This is a genomic window from Pseudomonas alkylphenolica (assembly GCF_016009175.1).
GTDB classification, from domain to species: Bacteria; Pseudomonadota; Gammaproteobacteria; order Pseudomonadales; family Pseudomonadaceae; genus Aquipseudomonas; species Aquipseudomonas alkylphenolica_B.
Genome location: NZ_JADUCM010000001.1, coordinates 386,642 through 410,086, shown reverse-complemented (window position 1 = coordinate 410,086; position 23,445 = coordinate 386,642). Strand labels below are relative to the sequence as shown.

Annotated in this window: 5 protein-coding genes; 2 read left to right on the top strand and 3 right to left on the bottom strand. The window is 64.9% G+C overall.

The window, feature by feature from the left end:
* The first annotated feature begins 39 nt into the window (after positions 1-39).
* Positions 40-2,241, top strand: a complete 2,202-nt coding sequence (locus tag I5S59_RS01840; protein WP_197875128.1) for an OsmC domain/YcaO domain-containing protein — start codon at positions 40-42, stop codon at positions 2,239-2,241.
* Positions 2,242-2,612: 371 nt separating this feature from the next.
* Positions 2,613-5,951, top strand: a complete 3,339-nt coding sequence (locus I5S59_RS01835) for an Ig-like domain-containing protein (protein WP_232239513.1) — start codon at positions 2,613-2,615, stop codon at positions 5,949-5,951.
* A gap of 53 nt (positions 5,952-6,004) precedes the next feature.
* Here I5S59_RS01835 and I5S59_RS01830 read toward each other — a convergent pair whose 3' ends face one another.
* From I5S59_RS01830 to I5S59_RS01820, 3 genes are read right to left on the bottom strand one after another with little or no spacing between them, the layout of a single operon-like run.
* Positions 6,005-6,958, bottom strand: a complete 954-nt coding sequence (locus I5S59_RS01830; protein WP_197875126.1) for an alpha/beta hydrolase — start codon at positions 6,956-6,958, stop codon at positions 6,005-6,007.
* 56 nt (positions 6,959-7,014) lie between these two features.
* Positions 7,015-15,567 carry a non-ribosomal peptide synthetase gene (locus I5S59_RS01825; protein ID WP_197875125.1) on the bottom strand — a complete coding sequence of 2,851 codons (8,553 nt, stop codon included), beginning with the start codon at positions 15,565-15,567 and terminating at the stop codon, positions 7,015-7,017.
* A 14-nt stretch (positions 15,568-15,581) separates the two neighbouring features.
* The gene (locus I5S59_RS01820; protein WP_197875124.1) at positions 15,582-23,444 is read right to left on the bottom strand and encodes a non-ribosomal peptide synthetase; all 7,863 of its coding nucleotides are present in this window, start codon (positions 23,442-23,444) and stop codon (positions 15,582-15,584) included.
* Position 23,445 lies beyond the last annotated feature (1 nt).

Below are 23,445 nucleotides of genomic sequence, written 5' to 3'. Positions count from 1 at the left end.
AATGGCGGCCAAATCGTATTGCTCGTTATGGTATCCCGCATGGAAATCAAGGTTAATTTTCTCGACAACCTTCGTCTTGAAGCCAAGTTCGATGACTTCACGGTGGTTGCCGACCAACCGATCCGCTACAAAGGCGACGGTTCGGCACCGGGTCCGTTCGACTATTTCCTGGCGTCCTCGGCGTTGTGTGCGGCTTACTTTGTGAAGTTGTACTGCAACACCCGCAATATCCCTACCGACAATATTCGCCTGTCGCAAAACAACATTGTCGACCCGGAAAACCGCTACCAGCAGATTTTCAAGATTCAGGTCGAACTGCCTGCAGACATTTCCGAAAAAGACCGTCAGGGCATCCTGCGCTCCATCGACCGCTGCACAGTCAAGAAGGTGGTGCAAACCGGTCCTGAGTACGTCATCGAAGAAGTCGACAACCTCGACGCCGATGCCCAGGCCCTGCTGATGCTCGCCCCGGCCTCAGACGCCAGCACCTATGTACTGGGCAAGGACCTGCCGCTGGAGCAGACCATTGCCAACATGTCCGAACTGCTGGCCGGCCTGGGCATGAAGATCGAAATTGCCTCGTGGCGCAACATCGTGCCCAACGTCTGGTCGCTGCATATCCGCGATGCCCACTCGCCGATGTGTTTCACCAATGGCAAGGGCGCGACCAAAGAAGCGGCGCTGGCCTCGGCACTCGGCGAATTCATCGAGCGCCTGAACTGCAACTTCTTCTACAACGATCAATTCTGGGGGGAAGACATCGCCAACGCGGCGTTCGTGCACTACCCCAACGAGCGCTGGTTCCAGCCCGGCCGCAAAGATGCGCTGCCCGCTGAAATCCTCGATGCGTACTGCCGCAAGATCTACAACCCCGACGGCGAACTGCTCGGCTCGCACCTGTACGACACCAACTCCGGCAACATCGAGCGCGGCATCTGCTCGCTGCCGTTTGTACGCCAGTCAGACGGCGAGGTGGTGTACTTCCCGTCCAACCTGATTGAAAACCTGTACCTGAGCAACGGCATGAGCGCCGGCAACACGCTGGCCGAAGCCCAGGTGCAATGCCTCTCGGAAATCTTCGAGCGTGCGGTCAAACGCGAAATTCTCGAAGGTGAAATCGCCCTGCCGGAAGTCCCGCAGGAAGTGCTGGCGAAATACCCCGGCATTCTCGCAGGCATTCAGGGCCTGGAAGAGCAAGGCTTCCCGGTGCTGGTCAAGGACGCATCGCTGGGCGGGGAATTCCCGGTGATGTGCGTGACCTTGATGAACCCGCGCACCGGCGGTGTGTTTGCATCGTTCGGCGCACACCCGAGCTTTGAAGTGGCGCTGGAACGCAGCCTGACCGAACTGCTGCAAGGCCGCAGCTTCGAAGGCCTCAACGACTTGCCTCAGCCGACCTTTGAAAGCCACGCGCTGACCGAGCCGAACAACTTCGTCGAGCACTTCATCGACTCCAGCGGTGTGGTGTCATGGCGCTTCTTCAGTGCCAAGGCCGATTTCGAATTCGTCGAGTGGGACTTCTCCGGCCAGGGTGAAAACTCCAATGCCGAAGAAGCGGCAACCCTGTTCGGCATCCTCGAAGGCATGGGCAAAGAAGTCTACATGGCGGTGTACGACGACCTCGGCGCTACGGCCTGCCGTATCCTGGTGCCGGACTACTCCGAGATCTACCCGATCGACGACCTGATCTGGGACAACACCAACAAGGCGCTGTTCTTCCGTGCCGACATCCTCAACCTGCACAGCCTGGACGAAGACGCCCTGGCCGACCTGGTCGAGCGCCTGGTGGAAAGCGAGCTGGACGATTACACCGACATCAAAACCCTGATCGGCGTCGAATTCGACGAGAACACCGCCTGGGGCCAGCTGACCATCCTGGAACTGAAGCTGCTGATCTACGTGGCCTTGCAGCAGTTTGAAGAAGCCAAGGAGCTGGTGGAAACCTTCCTGCAATTCAACGACAACACCGTCGAACGCGGTCTGTTCTACCAGGCCTTGAACGTGGTACTCGAGGTGGAGCTCGACGACGAGCTGGACCTGGACGATTACCAGGTCAACTTCCGCCGCATGTTTGGCGACGCACGCATGGATGCGGTGCTGGGCTCGGTGGACGGCAGCGTGCGCTTTTATGGCCTGACGCCGACAAGCATGAAGCTCGAAGGGCTGGACCGTCACCTGCGCCTGATCGACAGCTATAAAAAGCTGCACAGCGCACGGGCGAATGCCGCCGCCTCGCGTTAACCGCTGCACCGATGTGCCAGGGTCATCCCTGGCACATTCCCTCCCTCCGCAAACCCCGCTCATACCGCCAGAATTGGGGACTTATCCCCGTGTTTAGTGGCTTATTGCCCCCACCGTTTGGGGAATCGCTCAGCGCTCGACTCACCACCCTTCGAAACAATTAGAAACAAGTCATTAGAAATCCTCAACTTGCATCACTCCTTCTGCACTTAGCGTGGCGGTTGCTAAAGCCTTTCTGACCGCAGCAGCTGTCGCTCGCAGGAGACGACAGGTTTCGCCATTTGGCATGACGCGAGGGGAAAGCAATGAAACGCGCAACGCTAGGGCTCCATTCACGCAGCTATTTATGGGGGCCGCGTGTGGCCTCCGCGATGTTGATCACCGCCAGCCTGACCTCCGCCAGCGCGGCACCACTGGATGACTTTGGCCCGCCGCCGCCGACCGATCCATCGGCCTTTACCAATCAAGCAGACGACCCAGCGGCCGCACTGGAAGCCTTGAAAACGATGCCGGAGACCAATCAGGGCGCGTTGGCGTTGCCCAATGGCGTGTTTGGCAACCGCGACACACCACGTGCCGACAACGTGTTGCCACCCAGCCTGCAAACCTCCTTCAACTACCCCACCAACGGCAAACCCAGCCCGTTGTTCGGCGCCCTGCCTTTTACCCAGCAATTGCTGTTGTTCGAGGAGTTCGGCACGGAGAAGCTCGACCCGACGCTGCCAGCGCCGCCGCTGAGCTTTCCGGTGCCCACCGTTGGCCCGGCGCCGCAACAGGACCCCGACAACGTCGCGCGCAGCGCGCCGTCACCCTCGGCGCTGGATGCTTTCATGCGCCAGCCCGGGCTGTACCCGTTCCCGTCGCAGTTCTCCAACGTGCTGGACCGCAACCCCTGGAAAGCGCAGATCGAGGCCTTCCTCAACCGCCAGCCGGTGGGCTCGCCCGCCGAGGGCCGACCACCAGGAAAGGGCTGGTCGCATCAGCGCTGGAACGAGTTCTACCCGCAGGCACAGTTCAAGACCGTGCAGACCGGCGCGCGCATCAACACCGGCCTGCGCGACCGCAAGCAACTGCACAATTACGCCGTCGGTGAGTTCGGCCCTGGCGGCCTCTACTACCAGACCTCGGACATACCGACCACCACCGGCACCACCCGCGGCATCGACACGCGCTTTCACCCGAACATGCCGCTGCAGAACCACAATTCGCTGTGGACCTTCGACGGCACCTTGCCGGCCAAGCTGCTGATGGCCCGCTACGGCCAGCCGCTGTTGATGCGCCATTACAACGGCTTGCCCATCGACCCGGCCGCCAATGCCGGCTTTGGCCTGCACACCATCAGCACCCATGAGCACAATGGCCACTCGCCGGCCGAAAGCGATGGCTACACCAATGCGTACTTCTTTCCCGGGCAGTACTACGACTACCGCTGGCCGCTGCAACTGGCCGGCTACGACAGCATCAACACCGACGCCCACGACCCGCGCGCGGCCTTCCCTTGCGCACCGGGCGAAACCCTGTTCGTCAACGACGCCAGCCCCGGCCTGAAAACCTGCAACAACGGCAGCATCAAGATTCGTGGCGACTGGCGTGAAACCATGAGTACCCACTGGTTCCACGACCACATGCTCGATTTCACCGCGCAGAACGTCTACAAGGGCAACGCGGTGATGATGAACTACTACAGCGCCCTGGACCGGGGTAACGAAGCCCTGGAGGATGGCGTCAACCTGCGCTTTCCCAGCGGCGCGGCCCTGCCCTGGGGCAACCGCGACTACGACGTCAACCTGCTGGTGGCCGACAAGGCCTGGGACGAGAACGGCCAGCTGTGGTTCAACCCGTTCAACACCGACGGCTTCCTCGGCGACCAGATCCTGGTCAACTGGCAGTACGAACCGCGCCTGAAAGTACGCGCACGCAGCTATCGCTTCCGGATTCTCAACGGCTCGGTGTCGCGCTATTTGCGCCTGGCCGTGGTGCGTGAAGTGGCCGGCAATGGCGGCGAATTCCCCGGCCCGTCCGGCTCCGGCGTGTCGTACACCCGCGTGCCGTTTCACCTGATCGCCAACGACGGCAACATCATGGAGCACGCCGTACCGTTCGACGGCAGCATGGACCTGGACGGCGATGGCGACCTGCAAAACCACAACGCCATCCTGCCCGTACAAGGCATCGCCGAACGCTTCGACATCATCATCAACTTCGCCAAGAACGGGATAAAGACCGGCGACAAGATCTACTTCGTCAACCTGATGGAGCACAAGACCGGCAAGGGCCCGGAGAAAAATCCCCTGAGCCTGGCCGACGTGCTGTCAGAGAAGTACAAGGCGGTGATCAAGCAAACCAGCAAAGGCCCGCAATGGGACAAGGGCGACCCGACAGTGGGCAAGTTCCTGCAGCTCGTGGTACAGCCGTACACCGGCCAGGACGTGAGCATGAACCCGGCGGACTACGAGCCGGCCAAACCGGGCAAACCTGCCGGTAAATCCATGATCCCCCTGACCCTTGACCGCAATGCCGTGGCCGACCAGGCCAAAATCAAGGTGGCGCGCCACCGCGAGTTTATCTTCGGCCGCTCCGACGGCACCGACGAAGCACCCTGGACGATCAAGACCGATGGCGGATTCGGCTACGACATGGACTCACGCAGAATCAGTGCGGCCCCGCAACTGGCCACTGGCCCGACCGATGCCGGGTATTCGGGCGACGGCACGCTTGAGGTGTGGAAGATCAAGAACGGTGGCAACGGCTGGAACCACCCGGTGCATGTGCACTTTGAGGAAGGGATCATTCTCAGTCGCGACGGCAAGGCGCCGCCGGAATGGGAAAAATGGGCACGCAAGGATGTCTACCGTATCGGCGAAGGCATCGACAGTTCGGTCGACGTGGAAATGGCCATCCATTTCCGTGAGTTCGCCGGGACCTACATGGAGCACTGTCACAACACCCAGCACGAAGACACCTCGATGCTGCTGCGTTGGGACATCGAGCACCCCGGCCAGTTCCAGTTGATGCCCACTCCGCTGCCCGGCTGGGACGGCGTCACCTACGTCAACTCCGCCGCCCTGCCCACCTTCCGCACGGGTGAAAAGGACAACGACAACCAGGGTGACAACAAAAAACCGATCGCCAACAACGACAGCGCCACCAGCAGCAACGGCCTGCCACTGGTGATCAATGTACTGGCCAACGATACCGACCCCGACGGCAACCTGCCGCTGAAAGTGGTGGACCTGACCCAGCCGGATTCCGGCCAGGGCACGACCAGCACCGACGGCGTGCGCGTTACCTACACCCCGCCGGCCACCATCCCCGCCCCGTTCACGGCAACGTTCACCTACAACGCCAGCGATACCAAGAACGCGGTCTCGGATAAACCGGCAACGGTGTCTGTCGCGGTCAGCGCGCCGCCGACGATCAACGAAGACATCGCCGTCACCAGCGCCTCGGTCACCGCCCGCAGCAACAACCGGTACACCTGGGACCTGGCGGGGACGACCTCGCAGGCGACGGGTACGACGCTGACGGTTACCGCCTCGACCACCACCGGGCCACTTAGCCTGGGCACGGCGGTGATCTCGCCGAGCGGCACCGGTGGCCGCTGGCGGGTATCGGTCACCACCACGGGCAGTGGCCCGAGTGCCAACCCGACGGTGACGATCAGCTCGACGTCAGGGAAGACCGTAACTGCACCGATCGCCTCACGCTAAGCCTCAGCAGCGCGTGCGTTACAAGGGCCTCAAGGAAACTTGGGGCCCTTGCCTTACAGACTGGCGAGCCACGCCTGCAGCCGCGCGTACGCCTCATCGACCTGCGCGACAATCCCGCCCATGCGCAAGAAATCATGGGTCAGCCCGGTTTCGACACTCAAGGTCACGGTTGTTCCCGCCGCTTCCAGCCAGTGCGCATACGCCAACCCTTCGTCATACAGCGGGTCGTAGCCGGCGAGCGCCACATAGGCCGGTACCTGGGCCACTGCAGTCCCCAGCAGCGGCGATGCGCGGGCATCCAGCCGGTCCAGCGGATCGCGCACGTAATGCTGGTAAAACCATTCCAGCGTGGCGCTTTCGAGCAGATAGCCTTCGTCAAATCGCGCATGCGAGGCCCGTACCTGGCTGATGTCCGCCACCGGATAAAACAGCACTTGAGCCATTGGCTGCAGCGCCGCTTGCGCAGGCTCGGACGCGGCCATTGCCGCCAGTACCGTGGCCAGGGTCGCTCCGGCACTGTCACCGGCGAGCACCAGCCGCCGGCAGTCAAGCTGCAAGGCCTGCGCTTGCCCGGCCAACGCCTGGAGACTGTCCTGGGCATCCTCCACCGCCGTCGGGAAGGGGAACTCCGGGGCCAGGCGATACGCTGGCGCCAGCACGGCAAATTCGCCGCTCAAGGCCAGGCGTCGGCACACCGAATCATGGGAGTCGAGGCTGCCGACCACATAGCCGCCGCCATGGAAATACACAATCACCGGCAGCTGCTTGCCTGCGCGGGCAGCACTGCGATACAGCCGCGCGTCTATCTGCGCGCCATCGCGGGTCGGCAGTTGCAGCCCACTGACCTGCACATTGCCCGGCGGGTTGGGGTCGAGAATCTGCGACGTGGCGTCGAATTCAATGCGCGCCAATGCGGGTGGCAAGGCGTGCATCGGCTGGCTTTTGCCGCTCAGGCGACCAAGTTCGGCAAGTTCCAGAAAGGCAGACAGATCAGGGTGCAAGGACATGAATACATCCGGACAAAGGTAAGAAAAAAGCAGGGCCCGAAGACCCTGCCCATGCGTCAGCCTTCTACGGCTTCGCGGTGCAACAGGTGGGCCTGCAGCTGTTCCAGCAATACCGTGTTGGCCAGGATGTCGTAGTGACCCGCATCGATGCGCACATTGGGCACGGCGACCGTCAGGTTCGCCTCAAACGCCTGGACCACGGCGCCGGGTAAATCGCCACGCCACCAGCGCTGTACGGCACACTGCGTGCGCGGCAGCATCGGGGCCCGGCGCGACAGGGCCTTGAGCCTGAGCCCGACCTGAAAGGCCCGCGCCAGCTCATCAGGGTCGAAACCGCTCGCCCGCGCAGGCGCCCCTGCGCTCTGCAGCGTTGCCAACAGTGCGCTGAGCTGCACAAGGTCTGGCTCGTCAGCCGGCAGTTGCGCGTTCGCCACCGTCAGCGACGAAGTTTGCGCGAGGAACGCCGGCAGGTCGTCGCGCCAGTCATCCGCCAGCGCCGCCTCCACGCTCAACGGAATGAAGCTGTCGACCACCCCGAGGAAGCTGACGACCTGCCCCTGTTTCTCAAGCTCCGCCGCCACCAGCACCGCCAGGGTACCGCCCAGTGACCAGCCCAGCAGACGGTAAGGCCCTTGCGCCTGCTTCTGGCGAATGTACTGGGCGTAGTCGATGGCCATGGATTCCAGGCTGTCATCGTCCCACTGGCGGTCCAGGAGCATCCGGCACTGCACGCCATAAACGCTGCAGGTACCCTGTAGCCGACGGGCCAGTGGCTCGTAGTCGAACACCGTGCCGAAGCCTGCGTGCAGGCAGAACAGCGCGGGGCCAGTGCCATGAACGCCGTTGAGCGCCAACAGCGGGTCGAGGTCGGCAGGCTGTTCGGCAAAGCCCGAGAGCTGGGCAATGGTCGGCTTGGCGAGCATGTCGCGCAGTTTCAGCTCGAAGCCGGCCAGCGCCTGCTGACGCACCTTGCTCAGCACTTTCAGGGTGCGCAATGAATCGCCGCCCAACTCGAAGAAGTTGTCCGTGACCCCCACCTGATCAAGCTCCAGCACCTCCTGCCAGATGCCTGCGAGCATCTGCTCCAGGGCGTTGCGCGGGGCCACATAGGCCGTGGCCTGGAAGTCCGGGTCAGGCAAGGCCAGACGATCGAGCTTGCCGCTGGGGTTGAGCGGCATGGCGTCGAGCAGCAGGATCTGCGCCGGCACCATGTAGTCCGGCAACTGGCCCTGCAAGGCACTGCGCAACGAATCGGCCGACACGCTCGGGGTGTTGCCCACCACATAACCGATCAGGCGCTTGCCTGCGGCACTGTCACGGGCCACTACCAACGCCTCGCGCACGCCATCAAGCGCACGCAGGCGCGCTTCGATCTCGCCCAGTTCGATGCGAAACCCGCGGATCTTGACTTGATGGTCCAGCCGCCCGAGGTAATCCATCATCCCATCGGGGCGGCGGCGCACCAGGTCGCCGGAACGGTACAGACGGCCACCGGCCTCGAACGGGCTGGCCACAAAACGTTCGGCGGTCAGCCCCGGACGCTGGTGATAGCCGCGCGCCAGGCCTTCACCGCCGATGTACAGCTCACCGGCGACGCCATCGGGCAGCGGGTTGAGCTGGGCATCCAGCACATACAGGCTGCGGTTGCCCACGCGCTGGCCGATGGGGGCATAGGCCGCCTCGCAGCGGCTGTCGGCATCAGCCTTCCACAGCATCGGCGTGACCACGGTTTCGGTCGGCCCATAGCCGTTGGTGATCCACTGCGGACGCAGGGTGCGCCTGACCCGTTCGAAGTTGGCCTCGGCCACGGCATCGCCGCCAAAGCAGTAGATGCGCACCGCGGGCGGGCTTGGCTGGGTCTGGCCGAACTCGGCAATCTGCTGGAGGTAAGCTGGCGGGAAGCAGGCAATGCTGATGCGTTGCCCATGCAGCACGGCCCAGGTTTCCTCCGGGGTCCACAGGCTGTCGTCGCGCAGCACCAGGCAACCACCGGCCAGCAAGGTGGACAACCAGCGCTCCTGGGCACCGTCGAAGGCGAAGGACATGAACAGCAGTTCCCGCGTGGTGCGGTCCATCTGGTACAGCCCGACGATGGCCTGGCAGTGCATGTTCAGCGGACCACGCGGCACGGCAACGCCCTTGGGCTTGCCGGTGGAGCCGGAGGTATAGATCAGGTAGGCCAGGTGATCCGCATCGATCCCGATCGGCAGCGGCGTCGACGGCTGGTCGCTCAAGGCCAGATTGTCGAGTTCGAGCAGCTGCGCCTTCGTTGCCTGGGGCAACCGCGCACGTACCTGGCTATGGGTGAGCAGCACGGTCATGGCCGAGTCTTCGACAATCCATTGCAAACGGTCCTGTGGGTAGTCGATGTCCAGCGGCACGTAGGCCGCGCCGGTCTTGTGCACGGCATACAGCGCGACAATCATCTCGACCGAGCGCTTCAGGGCCACGCCCACACACACCTCTGGCCCTACCCCTTGCGCGCGCAGGTAGTGCGCCAGCTGGTTGGCGCGCTGTTCCAGTTCACCGTAGCTCAGGGCCTGCGCGCCACACACGACAGCGGTGGCTTCGGGCTGCGCATTGCATTGCGCCTGGATTTTCGCCAGCAACGACGGCGCATCCTGCAGCACCGGCTGCAGACAGTTGGCGTCGGCCTGCCGTTGCCGCGCCGGTGTGTCCAGCAGCTCAAGGCTGCCCAGGGTTGCCTGGGGATTGGCCAGCAAGGCGTCAAGCAAGGTCTCGAACGCCGCGCGAATCTGCACCACGCTGGCCGCGTCGAAGCGTTTGCGCAGGTACAGGAACTCGATGCTCAAGGTCTCGCCGAGGTTGACCGCCAGGTCCATCGGGTAGTTGGTGACGTCGCGCCCCTGCGCGGCGCCGCACTGCAACCGGCCCTGGCCGACTTCCTCCAGGCGCTCGTCCACCGGGTAATTCTCGAACACGATGATACTGTCGAACAGGCTGCGACCGCTGTGCCCGGCCCAGCGCTGGATGTCGGCCAGCGCGGCATGCTCGTGGTCACGCACTTCCAGGTTGTAGGCCTGCAGTTGTTCCAGCCACTGGTCGACGCGTTGCTGCGGTTGCGGGCTCTGCATAATCGGCAAGGTGTTGATGAACAGGCCGAGCATATCCCCCGCTTGCGGCAAACTGGCCGGGCGGCCTGCTACCGTGGCGCCGAAGCACACGCGCTGCTGGCCGGTGTAACGCTGCAACAGCAGCAGCCAGGCGGCCTGCACCAGGGTGTTGGGAGTGACGCGCAGTTGCTGGGCCCCACTGCGCAAGCGGGCGGTACGTTGAGCATCCCACGCCAGGTAGATCGCCGCATGCCCGCCGAGCTGCGCCGCGGGTCGCGGCCAGGTGCTGGCCGCCAGCTCCGTGACCTCGTCCAGGCCCTGCAGCTGCCTGACCCAGAACTGCTCCAGGGTCTTGGCATCGTCCTGCGCCTGCAGCCAGGCAATGTAGTCGCGGTACCGGCCTTCAACGCTGACCGCCTGGCCATGGTAGGCCTGGAACACTTCGCCGAGCAGGCGTGAGCTGCTCCAGCCATCCATGAGGATATGGTGACGGGTCCAGATCAGGTGGCAGCGTTGCTCGTCCAGGCGCACCAGGGTCACACGCATCAACGGTGGCCGCAGCAGGTCGAAGCCTTCCCGGCAGTCGGCCGCCACCAGTGTCTCGATGGCGTCGGCGGCCACTGCCTGGCCGCGCCAGTCGAGCAGGCGCACCACCGACGGCGCCCGCTTGCTCACCACCTGCAACGGCTGGCTCAGGTGGCTGGCATTCCAGAAGCCGGTGCGCAGCACATCATGATTGGCCACCGCCTGGTCCCAGGCAGCGATGAAACGCTCGACTTCAAGGCCCTCGACCGCCACGCTGGTCTGGTTGATGTACAACGCGACCTCGTCGGCTTCCAGCGAGTGGAACAACATGCCCTGCTGCATCGGCGACAGCGGATAGATATCTGCCACTTCACGCGGCGCCAGCGGCACGCTGTCCAGTTGTGCTTGCTGCAAGCGTGCCAGCGGGAAGTCCGCGGGGGTCAGCCCGCCGCTCTGCTCATCGCAGCAGTGTTCGACCAGCGCCCGCAGGGTGTGCGCATAGTCATCGGCAAGGCCCTGAATGACCGCCTCATCGAACATCTGCGGGCTGAACACCCAGCCCATGCTCAGCCGCCCCTCATACACCTGGCCGTTGAGCGTCAGCCAGTTGCCCAGCGGCGCGCTGTCGCCTCGCTCGCTGCCCGCGTTTTCGCGGGCGATGTTGAACAATGCCGTCTCGGCGTGATCGTCAAAGCTGTTATCGAACTGACCCAGGTAATTGAAAGTGATCCGCGGCAAAGCACGATCACCCAGGGCCTGACGCGCCGGCGCCGCCCCCAGGTAACGCAGTACCCCGTAGCCCATGCCATTGCCGGGCACCTCGCGCAGCTGCTCCTTCACCGTTTTGATCGCATCGCCAAAGGCCGCCCGGGTGTGCAGTTCAAGCGGGAATTTGCTGGTGAACCAACCCACGCTGCGGGTCAGGTCGGCGTCGGCAAACGGCGCTTCGCGACCATGCCCTTCCAGTATCACCTGCGTCGTGGCCAACCCGGTCCAGCGGCAGATCACCTGGGTCAGCGCCGTCAGCAGCAGCTCATTGATCCGCGTGCGGTAGGCCGCCGGTGCTTGCTGCAACAGCTGCTGGGTGGTGGCAGCATCCAGCCGGGTGTAAACCGTACGCGCCTCGCGCTGCAATGGCTGGCACTGGGGATCGCGCGCAGGTAGATCGGGTGCCATCGACTGCGCTTGCCAATACGCCAGTTCCGCCTGCAACGGCGCGCTGCGTCCCAGGCCTTGCAGTTGTTCGGCCCAGTGCTTGGCCGAGCAGGTCTTGGCCGGCAACATCGGCGCCTGACCATTGCTCAAACGGGTGTAAGCATTCTGCAGGTCTTCAAGCAGAATGCGCCAGGACACCCCGTCGACCACCAGGTGATGCACCACCAGCAACAGGCGTTGCTCGCCGTCGGTCAGGTTGAACAGCACCGCCCGCAGCAAGGGGCCCTGGCTGAGATCGAAGCTGCGTTGCGCCTGCTCGCACAGCACCGGCAAACCCGTCAGTGTGGTGTCGCGTTGCCAGAGCAATGGCGTGGCAGGCGTCGCTTCATGGTGCTCGGCCTGCCAGCCTTGGGCGCCTTGGGTGAAGCGCAGGCGCAAGGCATCATGATGCCCCCACAACGCCTGCAACGCCGCCTCCAGGGCGGTTGCCGACAAGGGGCTGCTCGGGGTAAGCAATACCGACTGGTTCCAGTGATGACGCTCCGGCACCTCGGTGTCGAAGAACATCTGCTGGATCGGCAGCAACGGCGCCGTGCCGCGCACCGGCCCCTGGTCGATCACCGCGCGCACCTCGCCCAGGCGCGCCACCGTGGCCAGCTGTTGCACGCTCTGGTGTTGAAAGAGCTGTTTTGGGGTGAAGTGAACGCCGGCCTCGCGTGCGCGACTGACCACCTGTATCGAGATGATCGAATCGCCGCCCAGTTCGAAGAAATTATCGTCGCGTCCTACCTGCGGCACCTTGAGTACGTCTTGCCAGATACCCGCCAAGCGCTGTTCCATTTCGCCCTGCGGCGCCTGACAGGCACTGTTCGCCACCTGCGGCGCAGGCAGCGGCAACGCCTTGCGGTCGAGTTTGCCGTTGGCCGTCAACGGCAACTGCTCCAGCAGCATCAAGTGCGCGGGCACCATGTACTCGGGCAAGCGCTCGCGCAGCGCGGCCAGCAACGTCGTGGCAACCTGGGGACGGGTACCGGCACTACTGACCGCATAGCCCAGCAGTTGCTGGCCACGCTCGCCCGCCTGCCCCACCACCACGGCCTGCTGCACACCTGCCAGGCTACGCAGACACGCCGCCACCTCGCCCGGCTCGACACGAAAGCCACGGATCTTCAACTGGTCGTCAATGCGTCCCTGGTAGCGGAAATGCCCGTCCTGCAACTGCACACCATCGCCGCTGCGGTATAGGCGCGTGCCCTGCCCCGAAGGATCGGGCACAAAGCGCTCGGCAGTCAGCCCCGGTTGCCCGAGGTAACCGCGCGCGAGCCCCGCGCCGCCAATGTAGAGTTCACCGCGTCCGCCATTGGCGACAGCCTGCAGACTGTTGTCGAGTACCCGCAGCCCGCTGTTGGCCAACGGCTGACCGAGGGCGATTGGTGCCTCGACCAACTCCCCGGCCAGTACCCCGACGGTCGACTCGGTCGGGCCATAGTGGTTGAACACCCGGCACTGCGGCGCCAACTGCCGCACCTGCTCAAGCAGCGCTGGCGGACACGCCTCGCCACCCAGCACCAGTACCCGCCGTGGCAGCAACCTTGCACCCTGCTCCGATGCCAGCAGCGCAGCCAGGTGCGACGGCACGATTTTCAGCACATCGACCTGATGCGCCGTCATCGTCGCGGCCAGGGCCTGGGCATCCATCGCGGCGTGACGGTCGAGCAGGTGCAAGGTATGCCCGCCGCACAACGCACCGAACAACACGGTGTGGCCAAGGTCGGCGGCGACCGTGGAGATCATCGCCATGCTCTGCACATCATCCAGCGGCAGGCGTTGCTGCAGGCCCTGAACATAGTTGGCCAGCGCGCCATGGCTGACCATCACGCCCTTGGGCTGGCCGGTAGAGCCCGAGGTGTAGATGACGTAGGCGCAACTGGTCGCCAGCGGCTGCTGGCTATGGACGGGAGCGTTCGCGGCCAACGGCTGGTCGAGGCAAATCAGCGCAGGCCCCGCCATCACCGGCAGGCTGGCCGCCTGTTCACGGGTGGTCAGCACGACCTGGGCGGCGCTGTCCTGAATCAGGCTACGCAGGCGTTCATTGCCCGCCTGCGGGTCCAGCGGCAAGTAGCAGCCACCCGCCTTGAACACCGCCAGAATCGCTACCAGCAGTTCACTGCTGCGTTCCAGCACCAGCGCCACCCGCGACTCGGGGCCTATCCCCAATGCCCGCAACTGCGCCGCACGCTGGCCGGCAAGCCGGTCCAGTTCGGCGTAGCTCAACCGCTGTGCGTTACACACCGCCGCCAGGCGTTGAGGGTGAGCGACGACCTGCTGCTCGAACAGGGCCAGGACGTTATCGCAGGCAAACGCCTGGATTGGCCCCTGCCCCCAGTGCGCCAATTGTTGCCGGTCTTCACCTGCCAGCAACGGCAGGGCTTCAATGCGTACCTGGGCGTCATCGACAATCGCCTGCAACACGCGCCGCCACTGCCCGGCGATGCGCTCGACCGTGGCGGTGTCGAGCAGGTCACAGGCATACATCAAGGTGGCGTCGATGCCGCCCGGGTGCTCAAGGGTGTTCAGGGTCAGGTCGAACTTGCTGGTGCTGACGGCTTGCACCAGCGGTGCCATTGTCAGCCCCATGGCCGGTGCACCGGGCTGCCCGGCCTCTTCCCGCTGGTGATTGAACATCACCTGGAACAGCGCGGAATGGCTGAGGCTACGTTCGGTGTGCAGCACCTCCAGCAGTTGCTCAAAGGGCAGGTCCTGATAGGTCTGGGCCTGCAGTGCTGCGGCTTTTACCTGTTCGAGCAGTTCGCTGAAGCGCAACTCGCCACGCACCTGGGCCTGCATCACCTGGGTGTTGACGAACAAGCCGATCAGGCCTTCGGTTTCCGGACGGCCGCGGTTGGCGTTGGGCACCCCGACGCGAATCGTTTCCTGCCCGGCCAGGCGGTGCAACAACGCCTGGAACGCCGCCAGCAGCAACACGAAAACGGTGACGCCCTGGCGCGCGGCAAGAGCCTTGAGTTGCGCTGCCAGGTGCGCGTCGGGCGAAGCAGCTAGGCTGGCCCCGGCCAGGCTGCGCTCGGCTGGGCGCGGACGGTCGGTGGGCAATGCCAGCACCTCCAGCGGGCCTTGCAGCTGCTCGCGCCAGTAAGCCAGTTGGCGCTCGCGCTCACCGTTGTCCATCCACTGCCGTTGCCACAGCGCATAGTCGGCGTACTGCACCGGCAAGGCCGGCAACTGCGGCTGTTCACCCTTGCGAAAGGCGCCGTAGCCGTGCATCAGTTCGCGAACCATGACCTGCAGCGACCAGGCATCGGAAACGATATGGTGCTGGACCAGGCTCAACACATGCTCATCGTCGTCCACCTGCAGCAACGCCGCACGCAGCAGCGGCCCACGGGCCAGGTCAAAGCCTGCGCCGGTTTGTTCGGTCAGGAACGTGGCAGTCCCCGTTTCGCGGTCCACGCCAGGCGCCAGGCGCTGCACCGACAGCGCCAGCTTGCCTGGCGGCAGAATCTGTTGGCGAACGCCTTCCGCTTCCTCGACAAACACCGTGCGCAAGCTTTCGTGACGCGCCACCATTACATCCAGGCTGCACTGCAGCGCCGCGACATCCAGCGCCCCCTGCAGGCGGATGGCCAGGGGGATGTTGTAGGCCGGGCTGTCCGGCTCCAGCTGCCAGAGAAACCACTGACGTTGTTGGGCATAGGACAGCAGGAGCGGCTCTTGCCCGGCGCGCTTGAACACCGGCGCGATCCCGAACAGGTTGATCCCTTTCTGTTTCAACAGCACGGCCAGCGCCTTGCGCTGCTTCGGGTCAAGCGCCCCCACAGACTCTATTAACTTTTGCACGCCACGACCCCTTGTCAGGAAAGCAGATTCTCAAGCTCTTCGGCAGATAGACGTTTGAGGGCCTCCAGGGATTTAGTCAGCTCGTCCTGTACCGGTGTCAGTTCTTGCTGCAGGCCCTGCACCGCAGCACAGAAGTCCTCAAGGCCGGCGCTTTCGAACAACAGCTTCAACGGCACCTCCACGGCCAGCTGTTCACGCAGGCGCATCACCACCTGCGTGGCCATCAACGAATGGCCGCCGAGCTGGAAGAAGTTGTCGTCCAGGCCCACCTGCTCCACCTTGAGCACCTGCTGCCAGGCCTCGGCCACCTGCTGCTGCAAAGCACTGTGCGGTGCGCGAAAGGTGCGCGGCGCAATCAGCGACGCGGGGTCTGGCAGCTGCCGGCGGTCCAGCTTGCCGTTGGGGCTCAGGGGCATCTGCGCCACGGCCAGCAGGTGGCTTGGCACCATGTGCTCCGGCAGCGTCTGACGCAGGAACTGGCGCAACTCAAGCTGCGCCTCGGCACCGACCTCGCCCTCGGGCACCAGGTAGGCGATCAACTGGGTATCGCCCGCCGATTCGCGGGCCACCACCACCGCCTCGCGCACGCCCGGGTGCTCCATCAGGCGCGATTCGATTTCACCCAGCTCGACGCGCAGGCCACGGATCTTCACCTGGTGGTCGAGGCGCCCGGCGTACTCGATTTCGCCGCCGGCCGCGTAACGCGCCAGGTCGCCGGTGCGGTACATGCGCTGGCCCGGGACGAAGGGATCGGCTGGAAAGCGTTCGGCCGTCAGGCCGGGGCGGCGATGGTAACCACGCGCCAGCCCGGCACCCGCCAGGTACAACTCGCCCAATACCCCCGGCACCACCGGCTCCAGGTTGGTATCGAGGATGTAGGTGCGCAGGTTGTCGATGGCGTGGCCGATCGGCACGCTGTGGCGCCCGTCATCGACACAGGTCCAGTGCGTAACGTCGATGGCCGCCTCGGTCGGCCCGTACAGGTTGAACAGGCCGGCCTGCGGCAGCCTGGCGAACACCTGCTGCTGGGCATCGGCCGGCAAGGCTTCGCCGCTGCAGATGATCCGCCGCAGCGAAGCGCAACGACCGACATCACGCGCCTGCAGGAACACCTGGAGCATCGACGGAACGAAGTGCAAGGTGCTCACACCGCCCTGCTCGATCAATTCGACCAGGCGCGCCGGGTCACGGTGATCGCCAGGCGCGGCCATGAGCAAGCGCGCCCCGGTCATCAACGGCCAGAAGAATTCCCACACCGACACGTCAAAGCTGAACGGGGTTTTCTGCAGCACCGTGTCGCTGGCATCCAGACCATAGGCCGCCTGCATCCAGCACACGCGGTTGACCAGGGCACTGTGGGCGTTGCCGGCGCCCTTGGGCTTGCCGGTGGAGCCGGAGGTGTAGATCACGTAGGCCAGGTGCTCGGGCTGCACACTGACGCCGGGGTTATCAATGCGCCACTCATCCTGCTGCGCCGCATCCAGCAGCACGGTGCGCAGGCCTGCTTGCTGCGGCAGGCGCGGCAGCAGCCACGATTGCGTCAGCAGCAGTTCGATACCGCTGTCGTCGAACAGGTAGGCCAGGCGCTCGGCCGGGTATTCCGGGTCGAGCGGCACGTAGGCGCCACCGGCCTTGAGAATGGCCAGCAAACCGATGACCATTTCCAGCGAACGTTCAGCGGCAATCCCCACCAGCACATCGGGGCCGACGCCCTGCGCGATCAAGCGATGCGCCAGAGCGTTGGCCTGCGCATTGAGTTCGCGGTAACTGAGGGTTTGCCCGGCAAACACCAGCGCCGGCGCCTGTGGCGTGCGTTCGACCTGTGCCTCGATCAATTGCTGGATGCTCTGCTGCAGCGGGTGCGCCACTGTCGCACCCTGGCCCTGGGCAAGCAGGCTGAGACGTTGCTCGGCCGTGCTCAGGCCCAGGCAACCCACCGGCTCGTCACCGCTGCAGGTGCTGATGTGCAGCAACAGTTGCTGCAACTGCCCGGCCAGGCGCTGCACCACAGCGCCGCTGAAGTCGCGGTACTTGAAGGTGAACGCCAGTTGCACACCGGCGTCCACCAGCACGGTCAGCGGCAGGCCGCTCTGCTCGTGACCGGCCACCTCGCCAAAGCGCAAGCCGGCCGGGGCGCTTTGTTCCAGCGCCTGTGCCACCGGGTAGTTCTCGAACACCAGCAGCGTATCGAACAGCGCCTCGCCGCTGCGGCCCGCCCAGCGCTGAATCTCGTACAGCGGGGTGTGCTCATGCTCGCGCAGGTTCAGGTTGAGTGCCTGCAGGGCCTGCAGCCACGCCTGCAGCGACTGTTCGGGCCGGGCGCCGCCGATCACCGGCAAGCTGTTGATGAACAGCCCTATCTGCCCTTCGATACCGGGGAGTTCGGCCGGGCGCCCCGACACCGTGGCGCCGAAGGTGACCGTGCACTGCCCGCTATAGCGTTGCAGCAACAACTGCCAGGCGCCCTGCACCACGGTGTTGAGGGTGACCTTGTGCGATCGCGCAAAGCGTTGCAGCGCCTCGGTCTGTGCCAGGCTCAGGCGCTGGCAGTGATCACCCGCCGCCGGGCTGTCAGCGTCGCCGACGATGGCCTGGCCGAGCAGGGTCGGCCCTTCAAAGGTCTGCAGTTGCTCGCGCCAGAACGCTTCGTTTGCCGCGCCGTCGCGGCGTTGCAGCCATTCAATGTAGTCGCGGTAGCGCCCTGCTGGCGCCGCCACGGTTTCACCGGCATAGCGCTGCAGCACCTCCCCCAGCAACTGGGCGTTGCTCCAGCCGTCCATGAGGATGTGGTGGCTGGTAAAGATCATCTGGTACTGCTGCTTGCCCGTGCGGGCCAGGTCCAGGCGCAGCAGTGGCGCGCGGTCCAGGGCAAAGCCGGCCTCACGCACCTGCGTCGCCAGTTGCTCTACTGCCTGGGGCTGACCGGCAACAGAACGCAGGTCTGCACAGGCAAACGGCACAGGCACCTCGCGCAACACCAGTTGCAGCGGCGCGGCAAAATCGGCCTGCCAGTGGAACTGGCTGCGCAGGCTGTCATGGGCATCGACGGTGGCCTGCCAGGCGGCACGCAGGCGTTCTGCGTCAAGGCCCTCGACGGGCACGCGCAACTGGTTGATGTAGTCAGCCGTGGTCGCCGCCATGCGCGCATGGAAGAGCATGCCCTGCTGCATCGGCGACAGCGGATAGAGGTCGGCGATCTGCGCGGCACTGAGCGGCAGGCGGTCGAGCTGCGCCTGGTCGAGCCCGGCCAGGGGGAAGTCCGACGGCGTCACGCCGCCCTCACCCGCCGCCAGGCAATGCGCCACCAGCGCGGCCAGTTCCCGGCCCAGGGCATCGGCCAGGCGTTGCACGGTGGCCGGGGCATACAGGTCGCGACTGAAGGTCCAGTCCAGGGTCAGTTCACCCTGGTACACCTGACCATTGATGCTCAGCCAGTTACCCAGCGGCGCGTCTTCGCCCTGCTCGGCACCGCCAGGTTCGCGGGCCGGGGCAAACAAGGCCGCCGGGTCGTCGAAGCTGCCATCGAACTGGCCCAGGTAGTTGAAGGTGATGCGCGGTATTGGCAGCTGCGCCAGCGCCTGTTGCTGCGCCGGGGTGCCGAGGTGGCGCAGCACGCCATGATCCAGGCCCTTGTTGGGAATCGCGCGCAGTTGCTCCTTGATCGACTTGATCGACGCCGGCAGCGACCGCGCCGGGCTCAGGCAGGCCGGGAAGGCACTGGTGAACCAGCCCACGGTACGGGTCAGGTCGATATCGGCCCACAGCGCTTCGCGGCCATGGCCTTCGAGCTCGACCCAGGTGCTGGGCTGGCCGCTCCACTGGCAGATGACCCGCGCCAAGGCCGTCAGCAGCAGGTCGTTGACCTGGGTGCGGTACGCCGCCGGGGCCTGCTGCAACAGGGCGCGGGTCAGCTCCGCATCGAGACGGGTGCGCACGCTGTCGGCGTGGGCCTTGCTCAGGCTGCCACCCGGGTGGTCGCACGGCAGCTCGCTCGCCGAAGTTGTGCCGAGCCCGGCCCAGTAGCGCGCCGCGGCTTCGATTTCGCCACTGGCGGCATAGGCCTGCAAGCGCTCGGCCCAGCTTTTTACCGAACCGGTCTTGGCCGGCAACTGCGTCGTCTGACCCGCCGCCAACTGCCCGTAGAGGGTGTGCAGGTCTTCAAAGAGAATGCGCCAGGACACACCGTCCACCACCAGGTGATGGACCACCAGCAGCAAACGCTGCGTGCCGTCAGCGAGGTCGACCAGCAACGCCCCCAGCAACGGCCCTGCGCCCAGGTCGAGGCTGCGCTGGGCCTGTTCGCACAGAGCCAGCAGGGCCTCGGGTGAGCCGGCCGAACGTTGCCAGAGCAGGGTTTGCCCAGCGCCGTCCCGATGCTCGGCACGCCAGCCGTGTGCGGTTTCTACAAAGCGCTGACGCAATGCATCGTGGTGCTGCACCAGGGCCTGCAACGCCTGTTCAAGGAGAACTGCGTCCAGCGTCTGGCGCGCCTCAAGCAGAACCGACTGGTTCCAGTGGTGCCGTGCCTGCATCGGGGTAGCAAAAAAGCCGTGCTGGATCGGCAGTAACGCCGACTCACCCTGTACCGGGCCCTGGTCTACCGGCAGCGATTCATCGCCATGGCGGGTTACCGCGGCCAGGCGTTGCACGGTCTGGTGCTGGAACAGGTCCTTGGGGCTGAAATGCAAACCGGCCTGGCGCGCGCGGCTGACCACCTGGATCGACACGATCGAGTCGCCACCGAGCTCAAAGAAATTGTCCTGACGCCCCACCCGTTCAACGTTCAATACGGCTTGCCAGATGTCGGCCAGGCCTTGCTCCAGCGCGCCCTGCGGGGCATTGAAAGCGCTGCCCGCAGGCGCTGCACCGGGCACCGGCAACGCCTTGCGATCGAGCTTGCCGTTGACCGTCAGGGGCAAACGCTCGAGCACCAACAGTTGCGCTGGCACCATGTAGCCGGGCAAATCTGCTTGTAGCGCCTCCCGCCACTGATCGATTGGCTGCGCCGGCAGCTGCCCGGCATCGCCGACCACATAGCCCACCAGTTGCTCGCCGCGCGGCCCGGGCTGGGCCAGCACCACGGCTTCGCGCACACCCGGCTGGGCCAGCAGGCAGGCTTCGATCTCGCCCAGTTCGATGCGCAGGCCACGCAGTTTCAGTTGATGGTCGATGCGCCCTACGTAGTGCAGCTGGCCGTGGGCACGGCGGCGCACCAGGTCACCGGTGCGGTACAGGCGTGCACCCGGCGCACCAAAGGGGTCGGGAACAAAACGTTCAGCGGTCAGCCCAGGGCGGCGGTAATAACCGGCCGCCAGTGATGCACCGCCCAGGTACAGCTCACCCAGGCCGCCTTGCACACACGGCTGCAGGCCCGGGTTGAGGACATGCGCCTGGACATTACTGATAGGCTGACCGATTGCTATGACCGCATCGCCGGTATCGGCGTCCAGCGCGTGGCTGGTGGCATCGATGGTTGATTCGGTGGGGCCGTACAGGTTCACCAACTGCCCCGGCCATTGCTCGGCGAGCTGCCGGGCGAGGCTGCCCTTCAACGCTTCGCCACCGGCGAACAGCAGGCGCAAGGTCGCCAGTTGCCCGGGCTGCAGCTGGGGCAGCAATCCCTGCAGCAACGAGGGTGCCAATTGCAGCACGGTGATGCGCTTCTCGGCCACCAGTTGCCAGAGCCGACCCAGGTCCTGGTTCAGGTCGGCAGGTGCCAGTACCAGCCGCGCGCCACACAGCAGCGGCAACCAGAACTCCCATACAGAAGCGTCGAAACTGAACGCAGTTTTCTGCAGCACCCGGTCGTCGCCGGTCAGCCCATAGGCGCTGCGCATCCAGGCCATGTGGTTGGCCAGGCCGCCGTGACGGATGGCCACGCCTTTGGGCTGCCCGGTGGAGCCAGAGGTGTAGATCACATAGGCGAGGTTGTCCGGGTGCAGGTCCACCTGTGGCGCACCGGGGTTCTGCACGGGAGCCGGCTGCACACGTTCATCAAGGTGCAGCGTACGCGGCGCCGGCAGCTCGCCCAGTCGCGCGCTGACCTCGGCCTGGGTCAGCAACAAGGCCAGGCCGCTGTCGTTGATCATGTAGTGCAGGCGCGCCAGCGGGTACGCGGGGTCCAGCGGCACGTAGGCGCCACCTGCCTTGAGTACGGCGAGCTGGGCCACGACCATGTCCAGGCTGCGCTGCAAGGCCAGCCCCACCAGCACCTGTGGCCCGACCCCGGCACCGACCAGTTGCCAGGCCAGGCGGTTCGCGCGGGCGTCGAGCTCGGCATAGCTGTATGACTGATTGTCGACCTCCAGCGCCACGGCGTGCGGCTGGCGCAGCACCTGGGCCTGCAGCATCGGCAACAGCAATTCAGGGGGCGTGTACACCGCAGCCGCCGACGTCATGGGCACAACCTGCTGCAGTGCCAGGTCGTCGATGCGCCGGTTCAGGTCACCGGTGAGTGCCTGCAACACGGCCTGCCAGTGCGTCCCCATGGCTGCAATCGTGCTGCCCTCGAACAGGTCCAGAGCGTAAGTCATCGAGGCCCAGAGACGCCCGTCTTCTTCAAAGGTATCGAGGTTCAGATCGAACGGTGACGCATGGCGCTCCCAGTTCAAGGCTTCGATCCGCAGGTGCTCACCCAATGCACTGCTGCCCTGCGCCTTCGCCCCCTGCACTTGATGATTGAACATCACCTGGAACAGCGGGTTGAAACTCAAGCTGCGTTCCGGTTGCAAGGCGTCGACCAGCTGTTCATAGGGCAAGTCCTGATACACCTGGGCCTGCAGCGCGGTGTGTTTTACCTGCTTCAGGAAGCTCGAGAGGCTGGCCTGTCCGTCAATGTCGGCTTTAAGCACCTGGGTATTGACGAAAAAGCCGATCAGGCCTTCGGTTTCGGCACGGTTACGGTTGGCGACCGGCACTCCGACGCGGATCTGCGCCTGGCCGCTGTAGCGGTGCAACAGCAGCTGGAACGACGCCAGCAGCAGCATGAACAGAGTGATCCCTTCGCGCTGGCAGGTCAGGCGCAAGGCGTCGAGCAAGCCCGGCGGCAGGTTGATCTGGCAGCGCCCGCCACGGTAACTGCTCAGCGCCGGGCGGGCCTGGTCGTGCGGCAGCTCAAGCAGCGGATGCTCATCGCCCAGGTGGGCGGTCCAGTACGCCAGCTGGCGCTCGCGCTCACCCGCCTCCATCCAGCAGCGCTGCCAGATGGCATAGTCGCCATACTGGATCGGCAATGCCGCCAGCGTGGCCGGCCGTCCCTGGCTGAAGCCGAGGTACAAGGCCACCAGCTCACGCACCAGCACCTGCATCGACCAGCCATCGGCAACGATATGGTGCAGGGCCAGCACCAGCACATGCTCCTGCGCACCCAGGCACAACAAACGGGCACGCAACAGCGGCCCCCGGGACAGGTCGAAAGGCGCTTGCACGGTGCTGTCGACAAAGCGTTCGATCAGCGCGTTACGGGCCTGGGCATCGTCCGTTGCATCCGCGTGATGCAGTTGCAGTTCGACCGCGGCCGCCGGGTGCACGCGCTGGATCGTCTCGCCTGCGTCTTCGAAGGTGGTGCGCAAGCTTTCATGCCGTTCAACCAGCGCACTGAGGCTGCGCTGCAACGCGTCGCGGTCGAGCGGGCCGTGCAGGTGCAAGGCGGCGGGAATATGGTAGACGCTGCTGTGCCGGTCCAGCTGCCAGAGGAACCACTGGCGCTGCTGGGCATAAGACAGCGGCAGGCTCCGGGCCTGATCACGGCTCACCGGGATCGGCAGCTGGGCCAGGCTCATGCCTTTGCTGGCGAGCTTCTGCAGAAACAGCCGGCGTTGCTCGGCGGGCAGTTGAATGAAGCGCTGCACCAGCTGCGTGTTGTCGATTCCAGCCATG